The organism is Streptomyces sp. HNM0575, from assembly GCF_012726265.1.
Lineage (GTDB): Bacteria > Actinomycetota > Actinomycetes > Streptomycetales > Streptomycetaceae > Streptomyces.
In genome coordinates this window covers 250,650-267,318 of record NZ_JAASAG010000004.1, presented here as the reverse complement: position 1 = coordinate 267,318, position 16,669 = coordinate 250,650, and the positions used below count along the sequence as shown (strand labels likewise).

The window sequence follows — 16,669 nt, the reverse complement described above, 5'->3', positions numbered from 1 at the left end:
GGTCGCCCCTGGCCGGACGTGGTTACTCAGTGGTAACGTCCGCTCCATGTCCACAGACTCCCTTCCCGACGTCGGCCAGATGATGGCGGACACCGTCCCGATGGTCCGCACCCTCGGTCTCGAGTTCTCCGAGACCACCGCCGAGCGGGCCGTCGTCTCGCTGCCCGACCAGGACGCGTACCACAACCACGTCGGCGGCCCGCACGCCGGCGCGATGTTCACGCTGGCCGAGTCGGCGAGCGGAGCCATAGTCCTCACGGCCTTCGGCGACCAGCTGGGGCGCGCGGTGCCGCTCGCTGTACGGGCCGAGATCGGCTACAAGAAGCTGGCCATGGGTGCCGTGACCGCGACGGCCGAGCTGGGCAGGCCCGTCGCGGACGTGCTTGCCGAACTGGACGCGGGCGAGCGGCCCGAGTTCCCGGTCGAGGTGAAGATCGCCCGCGAGGACGGTGCCGTCACCGGTGAGATGACGATCGTCTGGACCCTGCGCCCGCACGCCTGACCGCGGTCCCGCCGAAGCCGCTCCGCGGGCACCGGACGCCGTGACCTGGGGCGGCCCTCCGCGGCGCCGTCCCGTGTTTCCCCGCATCGAGTAGGCTGCCCGCACGTGCGCCCGTGGCCTTCCGGGCGCGTGCGCGGGACGCGGCCGACCGACGCCTCCCGCGTCCACCACCGGCGGGAGGAAGTCCAGTTGCACGTCCAGGAGTTGCTCGAGAGCGTGCCGGCCGTGAGCGTCTATCTCCTGGTCGGCGTGGTCATCGGGCTGGAGAGCCTGGGCATTCCGCTTCCGGGAGAGATCGTCCTGGTCAGCTCTGCGCTCCTGGCCTCCCAGCACGGCGAGATCGACCCCTTCGTGCTCGGCGCCTGCGCCAGTACGGGAGCGATCGCCGGCGACTCCATCGGCTACGCGATCGGCCGCAAGGGAGGCAAGCCGCTGCTGTCGTGGCTCGGCGCCAAGTTCCCGCGGCACTTCGGGCCCCACCATGTCGCCACCGCCGAGCGGTCGTTCGAGCGATGGGGGATGTGGGCGGTCTTCTTCGGCCGTTTCGTCGCGCTGCTGCGGATCTTCGCGGGACCGCTCGCGGGAGTGCTGAGGATGCCGTACTGGAAGTTCCTCACGGCGAACGTGCTGGGCGGCATCGTGTGGGCGGGCGGCACGACGGCCGTCATCTACTACGTAGGCATCGTCGCGGACGCCTGGCTCAAGCGCTTCTCCTGGCTGGGCCTGCTGCTCGCCGTGGCGTTCGGGGTCGGCTCGATGATCGTCCTCCGGCGGCGCGCGCGTAAGGCCGAGGCGGAGCGTGCGGCCGGCGCCTCGGGGGAAGGCGGGCCGGACACCGGAGAGGGCCGGGACCGCGCCGGTTCCGGCGCGGTGCGTACGGGCGACTGAAACCGCCCGGCACCGGATCCCCGCTCACGACGCCCGCTCACGACGCCCGCTCACGACGCCCGCTCACGACGCCCACTCACGACGCCCACTCACGACGGAGACCGGCCGGTGTTCCGGCGCAGGTTCCGGTTCCGCTTCCGGTTCCGCTTCCGGTTCTGGTTCAGCCTTCGGCCGGTGAGATCTCGTCGCGGTGCGTACGGGCCAGGTGCTGATAGACGGCGGCGTTGGCCTTGACGCCCTCCAGCTCCTCGGACGTCAGCTCCCGCTTGATCTTCGCGGGCACCCCCGCGACCAGCGACCCCGGCGGGACGTGCATGCCCTGCGGCACCAGCGCGTGGGCGGCGATCAGCGAACCGGCGCCGATACGGGCGCCGTTGAGGACCGTGGCGCTCATGCCGACGAGGACGTCGTCCTCGACGGTGCAGCCGTGCAGCACCGCGTTGTGGCCCACCGACACTCCGGAGCCGATGTGCGTGGGGAACCCGGGGTCGGCGTGGACCGTGCAGTTGTCCTGGACGTTGGAGCCCTCGCCCAGCGTGATCACGTCGCAGTCGGCGCGCATCACCGCCCCGTACCAGAGGCTGGAGCCCGCGCCCATGGTGACGGCTCCCACGACCACGGACGTCGGTGCGGCGTACGCATCCTCGTCGAGCTTGGGCTCCTTGCCGCCGACCCCCGCGATCACCGCGCGCTGCTCCGTCATCGTCTCGTCTCCGCTCGCTCCCCGGCCGGTTCGTCACCGGCCCCTGACTGAAACCGTATGCGATGGGTGGGCGGAAGATCACAGGGGTCCGCGGGGTACGCGTGCGCCCCGGCGGACTACCGTGACCGCGTGCCATCCATCCGGAACGCCCTCGCCTCGCTCGCCTCCCGTGCGGTGCACGGTCTCTGGCGCCGGGCGCAGTACGCCGGTGCCGTCACCGCGCAGCGCCCCGGACCGTATGCCTTCCGGCGCATCGGGGCCGGGACGCGGCTCGCCTTCCCGCAGGGCACGATCTTCGGCACGCCGTGGATCGAGCTGGGCGACCACTGCGTGATCGGGCAGGAGGTCACGCTCGCCGCCGGGATGTGGCCGGATCTCGACCTGGGTCCGGAGCCGCTTCTCACGCTCGGGGACGGCGTCGTACTCGGCCGCGGCAGTCATGTCATAGCGGACGTGCAGGGCGCCGTCGCTTTCGGGGACGACGTGTACTGCGGCCCGTACGTGTATGTGACGTCGACCAACCACTCCTACGACGACCCTCACGAGCCCGTCGGCAAGCAGTGGCCGCGCAGCGCCGCGGTCGAGATCGGCCGCGGCAGCTGGCTCGGCGCCGGGGCGGTGATCCTGCCGGGTGCGCGGCTGGGCCGGAACGTGGTGGTCGCGGCGGGCGCGGTGGTACGGGGTGAGGTCCCGGACCACGCCGTGGTCGCCGGCGCCCCCGCGAAGATCGTGCGCCGCTGGGAGGGCGAGCGGGGGTGGCAGCCGCCGCTGCGGACGCCGCCGCCGGTGCCGGTGCCGCACGGCGTGACGCCGGAGCAGCTGCTCGCGGTCTCCGAACCGGCCGCGGGGGAGCGGGAGTAGGGGCCCCACCGTCCGTACGGCCTGCGACGGTACGGACCCCACGACGGTCCCCACGGCGGGCTCGTACGACGGTCCACACGGCGGACCCGCACGGCGGGCCCGTACGACCAGCCCACCGACCCGGGAGCCGGGGCACCGGTCGCCTCGGCCCGCGGCGCCAGTCCTAGCCGGGGCCCGTCAGGACGACGCGAGCAGCACCGTGCCCACCAGGGCCAGCCCCGCCCCCGCGGTCTGTACGGCACGCAGCTTCTCCCTCAGCACGCCCCGTGCGGCCAGCGCGGTCACGACCGGGTAGAGGGAGGCGAGGACGGCGGCCGTGGTCACGGGCCCGTACCGGGTGGCGAGCATGTATGTGCCGTTGGCGGCGACGTCCGCGAGGCCCACGAAGGCGAGGGCGGGCAGCGCCGCGGCGAGGGCCCGTACGTCCAGCCCGGGAGGCAGCGCCGGCGTACCGCGCTTGACCTGCACATACAGTGCGCCACCGCCCACCGCGACATTGCAGACGCGCTGCACGAACAGCGCGGTGAAGAGCCCCGCCATGGTGCCGGTGCCCGCATGCTCGATCAGCGCCATCACCGCGCCGAAGCCCAGCGCGGAGACGAGCGTGAGCACGACCGTCTGCCGCTGCACCGGAGCACCGCGCAGCTCGGGGCCGCCTGCCAGGACCACGCCCGCGACGGCGACGCCGATGCCGACGGCCTGGATCCAGCCGGGGCGTTCCCCCAGTGCGAGGCCTGCCGCGACGGGGACGACGACCGCCAGCGAGGCGAGCGGCGAGACCACGCCCATCGGGCCCTGTGCGAGCGCCTTGTAGAACGCGAGCATCGCCACCGGTCCCACGAGCCCTGCCGCCGCCGCGAACCACAGCTGTCCGCCCCACTCGCTCCAGCCGCCCATGGCGATCACGACCGCCCCGAGCACCGCCGCCGCCAGCGCCTGGGAGACCACGACCACGGTCAGCGCGGGCATGCGCCTCGTCAGCAGCCCGCCTCCGAAGTCGGCGAGCCCCCACATCAGGCTGGTGACCAGGGCCAGGACGGCGGTCATCGGGACACCTCGCAGTACAGTGACGTGAACAGAGAAGTACAGCTCAGAGTAGTTCAGCAGAATGCACTGCGACAGTCAAAATATTGGAGGGTGTGCGGATCTGTGACGGACCTAGACCAGCTCACGCAGTCCCTGGCCCGGAACCTCAAGCGCCGGCGCCAGGAACGCGGCTACACCCTGGACGCCCTCGCGGCCCGCGCGGGCGTGAGCCGGGGGATGCTGATCCAGATCGAGCAGGGCCGTACGAACCCCAGCGTGGGCACGGTCGTGAAGGTGGGCGACGCGCTCGGCGTGAGCATCACCACCCTGCTCGACTTCGACCAGGAGCCGCAGGTGCGCCTCGTACCGGAGGAGCAGACGGTACGGCTGTGGTCCACGGAGGCGGGCAGCCACAGCACACTGCTCGCGGGCACCGAGGCGCCGGGTCCGCTGGAGCTGTGGGCATGGCGGCTGATGCCCGGGGACGGCAGCCGTTCCGACCCGCACCCGACCGGCACCACGGAACTGGTGCACGTGCGCGGGGGGTTGCTCACGCTGAGCGTCGACGGCAAGGAGTACGAGGTGCCCGCGGGCACCTCCGCGTCCTTCGAGGCCAACGTGGAGCACGGCTACCGCAACGAGGGCACGGAGCCCGTCGAGATGACGATGGCCGTCTCCGTGCCCGCGCCCCGCTGACCTGCCCGGCCGGGCCGGGCCATGCTGCGCCGCGGCCTCCAACCGGCAGGACGGACCGCTCGATTCCGGTGCTAGCGTGCGCCGCATGCGCGCACCCATCGGGAACTTCGATTCGGCCGCACCCGCCGCCGGGGCCGGGAACTTCACGGGTCCGGCGGCCGACGCCGTAAGGGCATGGACGGGCACCGTTCCCGCGGATCAGCTGCTGTACGTCGACACCGACCCGGAGAAGGCCGACACCGCCGTCTTCGTCGAGCACTACGGCGAAGACCTCGTCGGCACCTCCGCGAACTGCGTCGTGGTGGCCGCCAAGCGCGGCGGCGAGCGCACACTGGCCGCATGTGTCGTGCCGTCCACCACCCGCGTCGACGTCAACGGCGCGGTGCGGCGTCAACTCGGGGCGCGCAAGGCGTCGTTCGCGCCGATGGACACGGCCGTCGCCGAGACCGGCATGGAGTACGGCGGCATCACGCCGATCGGGCTCCCCGAAGGCTGGCCGCTGCTGATCGACGCCGCCGTCACCGGCATGCCCTGGACCCTCGTCGGCAGCGGCCGCCGCCGCGGCAAGCTCATCCTCCCCGGCAAGGCGCTCGCCGAACTGCCGGGCGCGGTCGTGCTGGAGGGCCTGGGCATCCCGGCGGGCCCCTGACCGGGGGCCGGCGTCCGGGCATCTGCGCCGTCCTGCGGCGGGCTCCCGACCGCCGGTGGCTGGGCGTCGGCTCCCGACCGTCGGCGGGCGGTCGTCAGCGGCCGGTTGCCCGCGGCGGTCAGCGGCGCCGCGACAGGTCGAGCGAGAGGGCGATCGAGTGCTCGGCGAACCCCATCGACCGGTAGAGACGTTCGGCGTCAGCGCTGGCATGGAGGTCGACCCTGGTCACGCCGTGGCCCGCGAACCAGTCCAGCAGCGCCTCGGTGGTGGCCCGCGCGCAGCCGCGCCCCCGGTAGCGCTCGTCGGTGCAGACGCTGAAGATGAAGCCGAAGCGTCCCGCGGGGTGCTTCGGCGCGGGCAGCCGCTCCTCGATCCGGCCCACGGCGCAGGCCGCCAGATGCGCCGGTCCCGGTGCGTCGCCGTCCACGACGAACGCGCCCAGCCGGGTTCCGCTTCGTGCGGCGTCTGCCTCGTCGGCGCCTGCCGCGGCGTGCAGCTCGCGCCGGGCGATGCGTTCCGCGTCCCGTTCCCACCGGCCCGGCTCGTCCCGCCCGTCCATGGCCGTGAACATCAGCCGGCGCAGCCGCACCAGCTCGGGGGCGTCGCCGGGGACCGCCATGCGTGTCCGGATCACGGCCACGCACGATAGCGGCGCCGGACCCGGCGGCTCATCCCAGTTTCGGGATCTCGATCGCCGGACAGCGGTCCATCACCATCTCCAGCCCCGCGGCGCGCGTCCGTTCGTACGCGCCCTCGTCGATCACTCCCAGCTGGAACCAGACGGCCTTCGCGCCGATCCGCACCGCCTCGTCGGCGACCGGTCCCGCGAGTGCGGAGTTGACGAAGACGTCCACGACGTCGACGGGGAAGGGGATGTCCGCCAGCGACGCGTAGCCCTGCTCGCCGTGTACGGACTCCGCCTTCGGATGCACCGGCACCACGCGCTTGCCGAAGCGCTGGAGGACGCCCGCGACGCCGTACGCCGCGCGCGCCCGGTTCGTGGAGAGGCCCACGACCGCCCATGTGTCGCCCGACCCGGTCAGGATCCGCCGTACCGTCTGTGTGTCCGCGTACATGATCCCGTCAACGACCGTTGCCCGCCGGGTGATTCCCGCCGCCGCACGCCGCAGCACGACGCCACGGGACGTCGGCGGGTCCCCGCGTAGGGTGCCCGTATGGAGGAGCAGTACGTCACCGTCGCCGGTACGGGCGTGCACGAGACGGAGGTCAGCCGCTCGCGGTTCGTGTGCGCCCTGGCACCCGCCGCCACCGAGGAGGAGGCGCGGGCGTTCATCGCCCGGGTGCGCGCGGAGCACCCCGGTGCGACCCACAACTGCTGGGCTTACGTGATCGGTGCGGACGGCGGCCTCCAGAAGTCCGACGACGACGGGGAGCCCGGCGGTACCGCGGGACTGCCCATGCTCCAGATGCTCACGCGGCGCGGCGTCCGCTGCGCCGTCGCCGTCGTCAGCCGCTACTTCGGCGGTACGAAGCTGGGCGCGGGCGGGCTGATCCGCGCCTACGGAGGCGCCGTCGGCGAGGCGCTGGACGCGGTCGGCACCCGCGTGCGGCAGCGGTACCGCCTGGTGACGGTCACCACCGACCACCAGCGCGCGGGCCGGCTGGAGAACGACCTGCGTACCGGCGGCCGTTCGGTGCGCGACGTCACCTACGGGGCGGAGGTGACCATCGAGCTGGGCCTGCCCGAGGCGGAGCTCGACGGCTTCCGGAGCTGGCTGGCGGACAGCACCGCCGGCACGGCACGCCTCACGGTCGGCGGCGAGGCGTACGCCGACGCCTGAGGCCGGGCAGTCGAGGCCGGGCAGCCGGGGCCGGATATCTGGTGGCCGGACACCCGGGACGGGCAGCGGGCCCCGCGAAGCTGATCTTTTGCGGACCCCGGAATACGGACATAACGTGACGTTTGCGAGTCACTTTCTCCGTCCCGACAGCCGTGGAGCCGAGAGGTCCGTCGATGCCCTCCAGACCGGACGGTCCGCCTCCGTCTCCCGGCGCGGGCAGCGGTCCCGATCCCGGTCCCGGTCCTGGTCCCGCCCCGGGAGCCGGTACCGGCGCCGAGGAGCGCACCACCCACCGCTGGTGGGCGCTGACGGTGATCGGACTGGCCCAGCTCATGGTGGTGCTGGACGCCACGATCGTGAACATCGCCCTGCCGTCCATGCAGCGCGACCTGGGCTTCGCCAACGACGGCCGTCAGTGGATCATCACGGCCTACACCCTCGCCTTCGGGAGTCTGCTGCTGCTCGGCGGCCGCCTGGCCGACCTGATCGGACGCCGCAGGACCTTCGTCACGGGGCTCATCGGCTTCGGCGCCGCCTCCGCGCTGGGCGGCACCGCCGGCAGCTTCTCCGCGCTGGTGGGCGCCCGCGCGCTTCAGGGCATGTTCGGGGCGGTGCTCGCGCCGTCCGCGCTGTCGCTGCTGACGACGACGTTCACGCAACCACGCGAGCGGTCAAGGGCGTTCGGGATCTTCGGCGCCATCGCGGGCTCGGGCGGCGCGATCGGCCTGCTTCTGGGAGGCGTGCTCACCGAGCATCTGACCTGGCGCTGGACGCTGTACGTCAACGTCGTCATCGCCCTCGCCGGGGTGATCGGCGCCATGGCGATCCTGCCGCCCCACCGGCCGTCCGGGCGGACCCGGCTCGACCTTCCCGGCACGGCCCTCGTCGCGGGCGGCCTCTTCTGCCTGGTCTACGGCTTCTCCAGCGCCGACACCGAGAGCTGGGGCGACTGGCGGTGCTGGGCTGCGCTCACGCTGAGCGCCGTGCTGCTCGCGTGCTTCGTCGTGCACGAGTCGCGTACGGACAATCCGCTGCTGCCGCCGCGCGTGGTGCGCAACCGGAACCGGGCGGCGTCCTTCATCAGCGTCTTCATCGCAGGCGCGGGCATGTTCGGCGTCTTCCTCTTCGTGACGTACTACCTCCAGCGAACGCTCGGCTACACGCCCGTACGCACCGGGCTGGCCTTCCTGCCGATGGTCGTCGCGCTGATGATCACGGCACAGCTCTCCACGAACGTGCTGATCCCGCGCATCGGCCCGAAGCCCGTGGTACCGGCGGGGATGGGGCTCGCCGCGGCGGGGCTGGTGTGGCTGACGGCGCTGAGCATCCACAGCGAGTACACGGCTCACGTGCTGCCGCCGCTGGTCGTGATGGGCGTGGGGCTGGGCCTGGTCATGCCGTCCGCGATCAGCCTGGCCACGCTGGGCGTCGTCAAGCGGGACCAGGGCGTGGCCTCGGCGACCGTCAACACCATGCAGCAGGTGGGCGGTTCGGTGGGCACGTCGCTGTTCAACACGCTCGCCGCGGCCGCCGTCACCGACTACACGCGCACCCACCCCCGTACTCCCGATCTGGTCGCGCGCGCGAACGTGCACAGCTTCGCGGTCGCGTACTGGACGGCGGCCGGGTTCTTCGCCGCCGGGCTGATCGTGACGGCGCTGCTGTACCAGCGGGGGCGGCCGCGTGACCTGGCGGTCGGGCGGACCACGGGGGAGACGGCCGAGGCCGGAACCGGAACCGGCGCCGGCACCGGCGCCTGAACCGGCGGGAGCCGAGGCCGGAGTCGGGCGTACGCACAGCGCGGCGCCTGCGGTCGGGCCGTGGCCGGATACGGAGCCGATCAGGTTGACCAAGGCAACCGTTAGGGCTGACCCTGGCGATGTAGTTGCCCAATGCAACTGTCTTGACCGGGGTCGCCGCTGCCGGCCCGGACTGGGGGAGAGCATGTGCGGAATCGCCGGCTGGGTCTCGTTCGACCGCGAGCTGACGCGTGAACGCGAGACCGTCGAGGCGATGACGGAGACGATGGCCTGCCGCGGCCCCGACGACAGCGGCACCTGGATCGCGGGCCCGGCCGCGCTCGGGCATCGCAGGCTGGCCGTCATCGACCTGCCCGGCGGGCGCCAGCCCATGAGCGCCGACGCGTCCTCGGGATCCACGGCCGCCATGGTGTACTCCGGCGAGTGCTACAACTACGAGGAGCTGCGCTCCGAACTGCGCACCCGCGGCCACCACTTCACCACCGCCTCCGACACCGAGGTCGTGCTGCGCGGCTTTCTCGAGTGGGGCGAGGCGGTGGCCGAACGCCTCAACGGCATGTATGCCTTCGCCGTGTGGGACGAGCGCGAGCAGAGGCTCGTGATGATCCGCGACCGCATGGGCATCAAGCCCCTCTACTACCACCCGACCGACGACGGAGTGCTCTTCGGGTCGGAACCGAAGGCGATACTGGCCAATCCGCTCGCCCGGCGCGAGGTCGGCCCCGGCGGGCTGCGCGAGCTGTTCACCTTCATCAAGACGCCCGGTCACGCCGTCTGGGAGGGCATGCGCGAGGTCGAGCCCGGGACGGTCGTCACCGTCGGGCGCGGCGGGATCCGCACCACCCGCTACTGGACCCTGGAGACGCGGGCCCACACCGACGACAAGGACACCACCGTCGCCCGCGTACGCGACCTGCTTGATGACATCGTCGACCGCCAGCTCGTCGCGGACGTGCCGCGCTGCACCCTGCTCTCCGGCGGCCTCGACTCCTCGGCGCTGACCGGCATGGCCGCACGGAAGCTGGCGGCGGGCGGCGAGAGCGTGCGCAGCTTCGCGGTGGACTTCGTGGGCCACACGGAGAACTTCGTCGCCGACGGTCTGCGCGGCACCCCGGACGGGCCCTTCGTGCACGACGTGGCCGGCAGCGCGGGCACACAGCACCAGGACATCGTCCTCGGCTCGGACGAACTCGCCGACCGGCGGCTGCGGTCGGCGATGGTGCGTGCCCGCGACCTGCCGGCGGGCCTCGGAGACGTCGACACCTCCCTCTACCTGCTGTTCAAGGCGATACGCGGGCACTCGACGGTGGCGTTGTCCGGGGAGTCGGCCGACGAGGTGTTCGGCGGCTACAAGCAGTTCTTCGATCCGCTGGCGCACCGGGCGGAGACCTTCCCCTGGCTGGTGCGGGTGAGGGAACGGCTCGGGGAGCACAGCGACTTCCTCACCGAGGAGGCCCGCGACGCGCTCGATCTGAGGACGTACACACGGGACGGCTACAACGACGCCGTCCGAGGCATCCAGCGGGCGGAGGGCGAGAGCGACTTCGAGTTCCGCAAGCGGCAGATCTGCTACCTGCACCTGACCCGGTTCGTCCGCGTGCTGCTCGACCGCAAGGACCGCGCCAGCATGGCCGTCGGGCTGGAGGTGCGCGTCCCCTTCTGCGACCACCGGCTCGTCGAGTACGTCTACAACACGCCGTGGAGCCTGAAGTCCTTCGACGGCAGGGAGAAGAGCCTCCTGCGCGAGGCCACGAAGGACGTGCTGCCGCGTTCCGTCCACGACCGGGTCAAGAGCCCGTACCCGTCGACACAGGATCCGGGCTACCTCGTCGCCGTGCAGAAGTCGGCCATGGACCTGCTGGCCCGTCCCGCCCACCCGGTCTTCGAACTCGTCAGCCGCCGCTGGCTGAAGGAAGCCGTGGAAGCGGAGAGCGCGGAGCTCTCGCCCGGACGCAGGCGCGGCCTGGAGCACACCCTGGATCTGGCCGTGTGGATGGACATGTACGCACCAGCAATTACGCTCTCCTGAGCGCACCGCCAGGATGCGGTGAGGACGCACACCCGGGGGCGGGGCCGGCGGCCCGTGGCCGTGACCCGGGGAGTATCACGGGCGCCCTCACCGCGTGCGGCGCGCGGGCAGGCGCGGCAGGGGCACGTACGAAGGACGGCGAGGCGGTCATGATCCGGCAAGCGGCAATCCCCGGGGGCGAGTTCGACGGCAGGGTGGCCGCCGTGACCGGAGGCGCCTCCGGCATCGGCCTGGCCGTCGCAAGCGAACTGGCCCGCCGCGGGGCGCAGGTGTACGTGCTGGACCTGTCGGTGGACGAAGTGCCGGACGGCCTTGAGTGCCTGCGCTGCGACGTGACCGACCGGGCTTCGGTGCGGGACGCGGTCCACTCCATGGGTGAACGGCACGGACGTCTGGACGTCCTGGTCAACAACGCCGGAATCGGCGCGCAGGGAACCGTCGAGGACAATGACGACGACGAGTGGCGCCACGTCCTGGACGTCAACGTGACGGGCATCGCCCGGGTCAGCGCCGCCGCCCTGCCGCTGCTGCGCCGCGCGGCGGCCGCGCCGGACGGCGGCGGTTCTGCGGCGGGTGGCGGTCCTGCGGCCGTTGGCGCCGCCGTCGTCAACACCTGCTCCATCGCCGCGACCGCCGGACTGCCGCAGCGAGCCCTCTACTCCGCCAGCAAGGGCGCCGTCCTCGCCCTCACGCGCGCGATGGCCGCCGACCACATCCGCGAGGGAGTCCGGGTCAACTGCGTCAACCCCGGTACGGCGGACACGCCTTGGATCGGACGGCTGCTGCGGTCCGCTCCCGACCCGGATGCCGAGCGTGCCGCGCTGGAGGCGAGGCAGCCCATGGGGCGGCTGGTCTCCGCCGAGGAGGTCGCCGCCGCGGTGTGCTATCTGGCCGGGCCGTCGGCCGGTGCCACGACGGGCACCGAACTCGCCGTCGACGGGGGCATGCAGGGGCTGCGGCTGCGTCCCGTACAGGAGTGACGGGCCCGGCGCGCGCCGGTTCACGAGTCGGTATCCGCGCTGTGTCGAGAGGGCAGGGCCGGCCGCCGCCTCACCTGACACGGGCTCAACTTCAGCGCGCTCCCCGGGCGTTCGGGCCGTCGGTCCCGGGACGCCGTAACGCCCCTGCGCCTGCGGGCGATTGCCGCGTTGTCAGTGCCTGCTGGTAGACCAGGGGAGAGATCGGGCGACCTGACGACCGGGGAGAGGCGCGTGCTGGCGGGATCAGTGCTGTGAGATTGCTGCACACATCGGACTGGCATCTGGGGCGGAGCTTTCACCGCGTGAGTCTCCTCGACGCGCAGCGGGAGTTCCTCGCCCATCTCCTCGCCACCGCCGAGCGGGAGCGGGTCGACGCGGTTCTCGTCGCCGGGGACGTCTACGACCGGGCGGTTCCGCCGCTGTCCGCCGTCTCCCTCTTCGACGAGGCACTGCACGGGCTCGCCGAATTGGGCGTCCCCACCGTCATGATCTCCGGCAACCACGACTCGGCGCGGCGACTGGGCGTCGGCTCCGGCCTGATGAAGCACGCGGGCATCCACCTGCGTACGGACCCGGAGGGCTGCGGCACGCCTGTCCTGCTGGCGGACGCGCACGGCGAAGTCGCCTGCTACGGGCTGCCGTATCTGGAGCCGTCGCTCGTCGCCGCCGGGCTGGGCGCGGAGGCGGGCGGCCACACCGCCGTGCTGCGCGCCGCCATGGACCGGGTGCGCGACGACCTGAACTCCCGGCCGCCGGGGACGCGTTCGGTGGTGCTCGCCCATGCCTTCGTCCACGGAGGCGAATCCTCCGACAGCGAGCGGGACATCACCGTCGGGGGAGTGGCCTCCGTGCCCGCCTCGGTCTTCGACGGAGTCGACTACGCCGCGCTCGGTCATCTGCACGGCTGTCAGACCATCAGCGAGCGCGTGCGCTACTCGGGTTCGCCGCTCGCGTACTCCTTCTCCGAGGCCGCCCACCGCAAGTCCATGTGGCTCGTCGACCTCGACGCGACCGGCGGCCTGGGCGCACGCCGCATCGACTGTCCCGTGCCCCGCCCCCTGGTCCGCATCCGCGGCAGCCTGGAGCAGCTGCTCGACGAGCCGTCCCACGCCGGGCACGAGGAGTCGTGGGTGGAGGCCACGCTCACCGACGCGGCACGGCCGCACGCGCCGATGGCGCGCCTGTCCGAGCGCTTTCCGCACATCGTCAGCCTCGTCTTCGACCCGGAGCCCACCGAGCAGACGCAGGCGCCCGCCTCGTACGCCCGGCGGCTGAAGGGCCGCAGCGACCAGGAGATCGCCGAGGACTTCGTGGGACACGTCCGTACGGGCCGCGTCGCGGACAGCCGGGAGCGCCGGATGCTGGGCGACGCCCTCGAGGCGGCCCGTGCCGAAGAGGCCGCGGCGGGCGAGTCGGAGCAGCCGGCGCAGGCACGGGTAGGGGCGGGCGAGCGCCACCCGGCGGATCAGGCGGAGGTCCGCGCATGAGGCTGCACAGCCTGACGGTCACTGCCTTCGGGCCCTTCGCCGGCACCGAGCACGTGGACTTCGACGCGCTGTCGGCGGCGGGCCTCTTCCTGCTGCACGGTCCGACGGGCGCGGGCAAGACGTCCGTGCTCGACGCCGTCTGCTTCGCGTTGTACGGCACCGTTCCGGGCGCGCGGCAGCAGCCGGGCGGCACGCTGCGCAGCGACCACGCCGCGCCGGGCACGCTGACCGAGGTCGTGCTGGACCTGACGGTCTCCGGGCGCCGGCTGGAGATCACCCGCCGTCCCGAGCAGAGCCGGCCCAAGCGGCGCGGCAGCGGCTCGACGAAGGAGCGAGCCCAGTCATGGCTGCGTGAGTACGACGCGGGCGCCGGGCAGTGGCAGGGCCTGAGCCGCTCCCACCAGGAGATCGGCGAGGAGATCGCCCAGCTCACGGGCATGAGCCGTGAGCAGTTCTGCCAGGTGGTGCTGCTTCCGCAGGGGGACTTCGCGCGGTTCCTGCGGGCCAGTGCGGAGGACCGGGCCAAGCTGCTCGGGCGGCTCTTCGACACCGGCCGGTTCGCCGCCGCGGAGGAGCAGTTGGCGCGGATGCGCCGCGGAGCCCAGGACGAGGTGCGGGCCGGTGACGAGGCGCTGCTGGGCCTTCTGCATCGGATGCGGCAGGCCATGGGCACCGGTGGCGGGCTCGGCGGACTGCCGGCACCGGGCGCGGTGCTCTCCGCGGGCGCGGGCGCGGGCGAGGTCGAGGAGGCGGACGGGGACGGTGGAGGTCACGGCCGGGCCGGGCCCGGCGGCCTTCCGGGGCAGCGGCCCCGCGCGGATGCACGGACGGAGCGCGCCTCCCGAGCCCGCGACGGCGGCGCCAACGGCACGCGCGGCGGCAACGGCACGCGCGGCGGCAACGGCACGCGCGGCGGCAACAAGGGCGGCGGCACCGGGAGCAGCAGCCATGGCGACGCCGCCCCGGCGGCCGGTGACCCGGGGCTGACGGCGGCGGTACTGGAATGGGCGGCGCTGGCCCGCGCCGGCGCCCGCGAACGCCTCGACATCGCCGCGATCTCCTCCTCCGCCGCCGAGACGGCCCACGCCGAGGCCATGTCCGAGCTGGCGGAGAGCCGCGAACTGGCCGGCCGCCAGCGCCGGTTCGCCGACGCCCGGGAGCGCGCCCGCGACCTGGAGGCCCGTGCCGCCGAGCGCGAGGAGACCCGCGAGCGGCTGGCACGCGCCCGCGCGGCGGCGGCCGTGGCCCCCGCGGTGGCCCTGCACGAGTCGGCGGCGTCGGCACATGAGGAGGCGCAGGCCGAGCAGACCCGCCACCGAGCGCAGCTGCCGCCCGACTTCGGCGAGGCACCCGTTCGCGAGCTGACCCGGCTCGCGGGGGAGTACAGAGAGGAGCTCGGCTCCCTGGACGCCGCCCGCCGCGCCGAGCAGCGCCGCACAGCCATCGACGGCGAACTCGCCACGCTGGAGCGCGAATCGCGTACGGACGAGGACGCCCTGCGCGAGACCTCCGCATGGCTCGCGGGCTGGGAGGGCGAGCGCCACGCACTCCAGCGCCGCATCGACACCGCGCAGGAGGCCGCCACCCGCGCCGAACAACTCGCGGGACAGCTGGAGCCCGCGAGGCTGCGCCTCGCCGCCGCACGGCGCCGCGACGAACTCGCCCAGCAGGCCGAGGACGCCGGGCAGCGGCTGCTGAAGGCACGCGAGGTGGCAGCGTCCGCCCACGAGGAGTGGCTGCGGCTCAAGGACCGGCGGCTCCGGGGCATCGCCGCCGAACTCGCCGCGGAGCTGCGCGCGGGCGAGCCGTGCACGGTGTGCGGCGCCACGGAGCACCCGGCGCCCGCGCGCCCCGGCGACGGAGCCGTGGGCCAGTCCGCCGAGGACGCAGCGCTCGCCGCGTACCGAGGCGCCGAGACGGCACGCGAGGAGGCCGATGCGGACGCCCGCGCGGTGCGGGAGGAACTCGCCGCGGCCCGCGCCGGGTCACAGGACGAAGAGACGGGCAAGCTCGCTGCGGCCGTTGCCGAATGGGAAGAGGCACACCGACGGGCGCACGACGAAGCGGCAGACGCCCATGCCGCACGCGAGTCCCTCGCCCGCGCCGAGCGCGAGCACGCCCAGCGCCTCGACCGGCACCAGGACGCGGAGCGCCGCGGTGCCGCCCGTACGTCGCACCGCGAAGCGCTCCAGCGCGAACGGGCCTCGCTTACGGCCGAGTTGGACAAGGCGCGCGGCGACGCACCCAGCGTCGCCGAGCGCGCCGAGGTCCTACAGCGTCGTGCCCGGCTCCTCGACGGCGCCGCCGAAGCGGCCCGCAGAGCACAGGAGGAGGCACGCCGCCTGGAGGAGGCCGTCGCGCAGCTGGCGGACGCCGCCGCCCGTGCCGGATTCGACAGCCCGTCCACGGCCGCCGAGGCGCTGCTCGGCGACGAGCAACAGCGCGCGATGGAGGCCAGGTTGGAGGAGTGGCGAGCCGCCGAGGCGGGTGTGGCGGCCGAGTTGGCGGATCCCGGCCTCGCCGCTGCGGACGCGCTGCCCGCCGCCGACCCCGACGCCGCCCAGAGCGCCGTCGAGGAGTCGACCCGCCGCCTCCGCGAGGCCTCCGCCGCGGAGGACGCCGCCCGTACGCGCTGTGCCGAACTGGACGGGCTCAGCTCCCGCGCCACCGCCTCCGTACGCGAACTCGCCCCGCTGCGCGAGAGATACGAGCACGTCGCGCGCCTCGCCGGCCTGACGGCGGGCACCTCAGCGGAGAACGAGCGGCGGATGCGGCTGGAGTCCTACGTGCTGGCCGCACGCCTGGAGCAGGTCGCCGCCGCCGCGAGCGCGCGCCTGGCGCGGATGTCCGCGGGCCGCTACAGCCTCGTGCACTCCGACGCCCGCTCCGGCGGCGGGGCGCGCTCCGGCCTCGGGCTGCACGTCATCGACGCGTGGACGGGAGCGGAGCGCGACACGGCGACGCTGTCCGGGGGCGAGACGTTCTCGGCGTCGCTCGCGCTGGCGCTGGGCCTCGCGGACGTCGTCACCGACGAGGCGGGAGGCACCAGGCTGGAGACGCTCTTCATCGACGAGGGCTTCGGCAGCCTCGACGAGCAGACCCTCGACGAGATCCTCGACGTCCTGGACTCCCTGCGGGAGCGGGACCGTTGCGTCGGCATCGTCAGTCACGTCCCCGACCTGCGCCGGCGCATCCCCGTACAGCTGGAGGTCGCCAAGTCCCGTTATGGCTCCGCACTTCACCACCGCTCCGCCCCGGTGGACGGCTGACCGCGCAGAAAACCGGC

At 73.4% G+C, this 16,669-nt stretch carries 15 protein-coding genes; 11 read left to right on the top strand and 4 right to left on the bottom strand.

Annotated elements, in window-relative coordinates; genetic code table 11:
• Positions 1–46 precede the first annotated feature (46 nt).
• Together HCC61_RS12465 and HCC61_RS12460 are read left to right on the top strand one after the other, a co-directional pair.
• Positions 47–502 carry a DUF4442 domain-containing protein gene (locus tag HCC61_RS12465; protein ID WP_169135456.1) on the top strand — a complete coding sequence of 152 codons (456 nt, stop codon included), beginning with the start codon at positions 47–49 and terminating at the stop codon, positions 500–502.
• Positions 503–691: 189 nt separating this feature from the next.
• A complete protein-coding gene (locus HCC61_RS12460) occupies positions 692–1,390 on the top strand; it encodes a DedA family protein (RefSeq protein ID WP_169135684.1) in 699 nt (232 codons plus the stop codon).
• A gap of 160 nt (positions 1,391–1,550) precedes the next feature.
• Here HCC61_RS12460 and HCC61_RS12455 read toward each other — a convergent pair whose 3' ends face one another.
• On the bottom strand, positions 1,551–2,093 hold the full coding sequence (locus tag HCC61_RS12455; protein WP_169135455.1) for a gamma carbonic anhydrase family protein: 543 nt from the start codon (positions 2,091–2,093) through the stop codon (positions 1,551–1,553).
• A 57-nt stretch (positions 2,094–2,150) separates the two neighbouring features.
• Here HCC61_RS12455 and HCC61_RS12450 point away from each other — a divergent pair, with 57 nt between their 5' ends.
• On the top strand, positions 2,151–2,954 hold the full coding sequence (locus tag HCC61_RS12450) for an acyltransferase (protein ID WP_169135454.1): 804 nt from the start codon (positions 2,151–2,153) through the stop codon (positions 2,952–2,954).
• Between the two features lie 177 nt (positions 2,955–3,131).
• Here HCC61_RS12450 and HCC61_RS12445 read toward each other — a convergent pair whose 3' ends face one another.
• Complete coding sequence (locus HCC61_RS12445) at positions 3,132–4,001, bottom strand: DMT family transporter (RefSeq protein ID WP_169135453.1); 870 nt, start codon at positions 3,999–4,001, stop codon at positions 3,132–3,134.
• A 102-nt stretch (positions 4,002–4,103) separates the two neighbouring features.
• Between HCC61_RS12445 and HCC61_RS12440 the strand changes: the two genes are divergently transcribed.
• Both HCC61_RS12440 and HCC61_RS12435 read left to right on the top strand, forming a co-directional pair.
• Complete coding sequence (locus HCC61_RS12440) at positions 4,104–4,676, top strand: XRE family transcriptional regulator (protein WP_169135452.1); 573 nt, start codon at positions 4,104–4,106, stop codon at positions 4,674–4,676.
• Between the two features lie 85 nt (positions 4,677–4,761).
• A complete protein-coding gene (locus tag HCC61_RS12435) occupies positions 4,762–5,325 on the top strand; it encodes a YbaK/EbsC family protein (RefSeq protein ID WP_169135451.1) in 564 nt (187 codons plus the stop codon).
• A 118-nt stretch (positions 5,326–5,443) separates the two neighbouring features.
• Here the strand turns inward: HCC61_RS12435 and HCC61_RS12430 are convergent, their stop codons facing one another.
• Both HCC61_RS12430 and HCC61_RS12425 read right to left on the bottom strand, forming a co-directional pair.
• A complete protein-coding gene (locus tag HCC61_RS12430) occupies positions 5,444–5,959 on the bottom strand; it encodes a GNAT family N-acetyltransferase (protein WP_169135450.1) in 516 nt (171 codons plus the stop codon).
• A 34-nt stretch (positions 5,960–5,993) separates the two neighbouring features.
• Entirely contained in the window at positions 5,994–6,401 is a 408-nt protein-coding gene (locus HCC61_RS12425) for a CoA-binding protein (protein WP_169135449.1), read from the bottom strand.
• Between the two features lie 99 nt (positions 6,402–6,500).
• Here HCC61_RS12425 and HCC61_RS12420 point away from each other — a divergent pair, with 99 nt between their 5' ends.
• The 6 genes from HCC61_RS12420 (at position 6,501) to HCC61_RS12395 (ending at position 16,652) form a co-directional block, all read left to right on the top strand.
• Positions 6,501–7,127 (top strand): YigZ family protein, encoded by a 627-nt coding sequence (locus tag HCC61_RS12420; RefSeq protein ID WP_169135448.1) that lies wholly within the window; start codon positions 6,501–6,503, stop codon positions 7,125–7,127.
• A gap of 173 nt (positions 7,128–7,300) precedes the next feature.
• Entirely contained in the window at positions 7,301–8,887 is a 1,587-nt protein-coding gene (locus HCC61_RS12415) for an MFS transporter (protein WP_169135447.1), read from the top strand.
• A 184-nt stretch (positions 8,888–9,071) separates the two neighbouring features.
• Positions 9,072–10,916, top strand: a complete 1,845-nt coding sequence (gene asnB / locus HCC61_RS12410; protein ID WP_169135446.1) for an asparagine synthase (glutamine-hydrolyzing) — start codon at positions 9,072–9,074, stop codon at positions 10,914–10,916.
• A 149-nt stretch (positions 10,917–11,065) separates the two neighbouring features.
• Positions 11,066–11,896 carry an SDR family NAD(P)-dependent oxidoreductase gene (locus tag HCC61_RS12405; protein WP_169135445.1) on the top strand — a complete coding sequence of 277 codons (831 nt, stop codon included), beginning with the start codon at positions 11,066–11,068 and terminating at the stop codon, positions 11,894–11,896.
• 251 nt (positions 11,897–12,147) lie between these two features.
• Positions 12,148–13,383: an exonuclease SbcCD subunit D gene (locus tag HCC61_RS12400; protein WP_169135444.1), complete on the top strand. Its 1,236-nt coding sequence runs from the start codon at positions 12,148–12,150 to the stop codon at positions 13,381–13,383.
• Positions 13,380–16,652: an SMC family ATPase gene (locus HCC61_RS12395; protein WP_169135443.1), complete on the top strand. Its 3,273-nt coding sequence runs from the start codon at positions 13,380–13,382 to the stop codon at positions 16,650–16,652. The genes HCC61_RS12400 and HCC61_RS12395 overlap by 4 nt, the downstream gene beginning before the upstream one ends.
• The last annotated feature ends 17 nt before the right edge of the window (positions 16,653–16,669 follow it).

Bases quoted from the DNA above. Each gene is read 5' to 3' on its own strand.
- HCC61_RS12465 (WP_169135456.1), top strand. From the start codon at position 47: ATGTCCACAGACTCCCTTCCCGACGTCGGCCAGATGATGGCGGACACC.
- HCC61_RS12455 (WP_169135455.1), bottom strand. From the start codon at position 2,093: ATGACGGAGCAGCGCGCGGTGATCGCGGGGGTCGGCGGCAAGGAGCCC.
- HCC61_RS12450 (WP_169135454.1), top strand. From the start codon at position 2,151: ATGCGATGGGTGGGCGGAAGATCACAGGGGTCCGCGGGGTACGCGTGC.
- HCC61_RS12445 (WP_169135453.1), bottom strand. From the start codon at position 4,001: ATGACCGCCGTCCTGGCCCTGGTCACCAGCCTGATGTGGGGGCTCGCC.
- HCC61_RS12435 (WP_169135451.1), top strand. From the start codon at position 4,762: ATGCGCGCACCCATCGGGAACTTCGATTCGGCCGCACCCGCCGCCGGG.
- HCC61_RS12425 (WP_169135449.1), bottom strand. From the start codon at position 6,401: ATGTACGCGGACACACAGACGGTACGGCGGATCCTGACCGGGTCGGGC.
- HCC61_RS12420 (WP_169135448.1), top strand. From the start codon at position 6,501: ATGGAGGAGCAGTACGTCACCGTCGCCGGTACGGGCGTGCACGAGACG.
- HCC61_RS12415 (WP_169135447.1), top strand. From the start codon at position 7,301: ATGCCCTCCAGACCGGACGGTCCGCCTCCGTCTCCCGGCGCGGGCAGC.
- asnB (WP_169135446.1), top strand. From the start codon at position 9,072: ATGTGCGGAATCGCCGGCTGGGTCTCGTTCGACCGCGAGCTGACGCGT.
- HCC61_RS12405 (WP_169135445.1), top strand. From the start codon at position 11,066: ATGATCCGGCAAGCGGCAATCCCCGGGGGCGAGTTCGACGGCAGGGTG.
- HCC61_RS12395 (WP_169135443.1), top strand. From the start codon at position 13,380: ATGAGGCTGCACAGCCTGACGGTCACTGCCTTCGGGCCCTTCGCCGGC.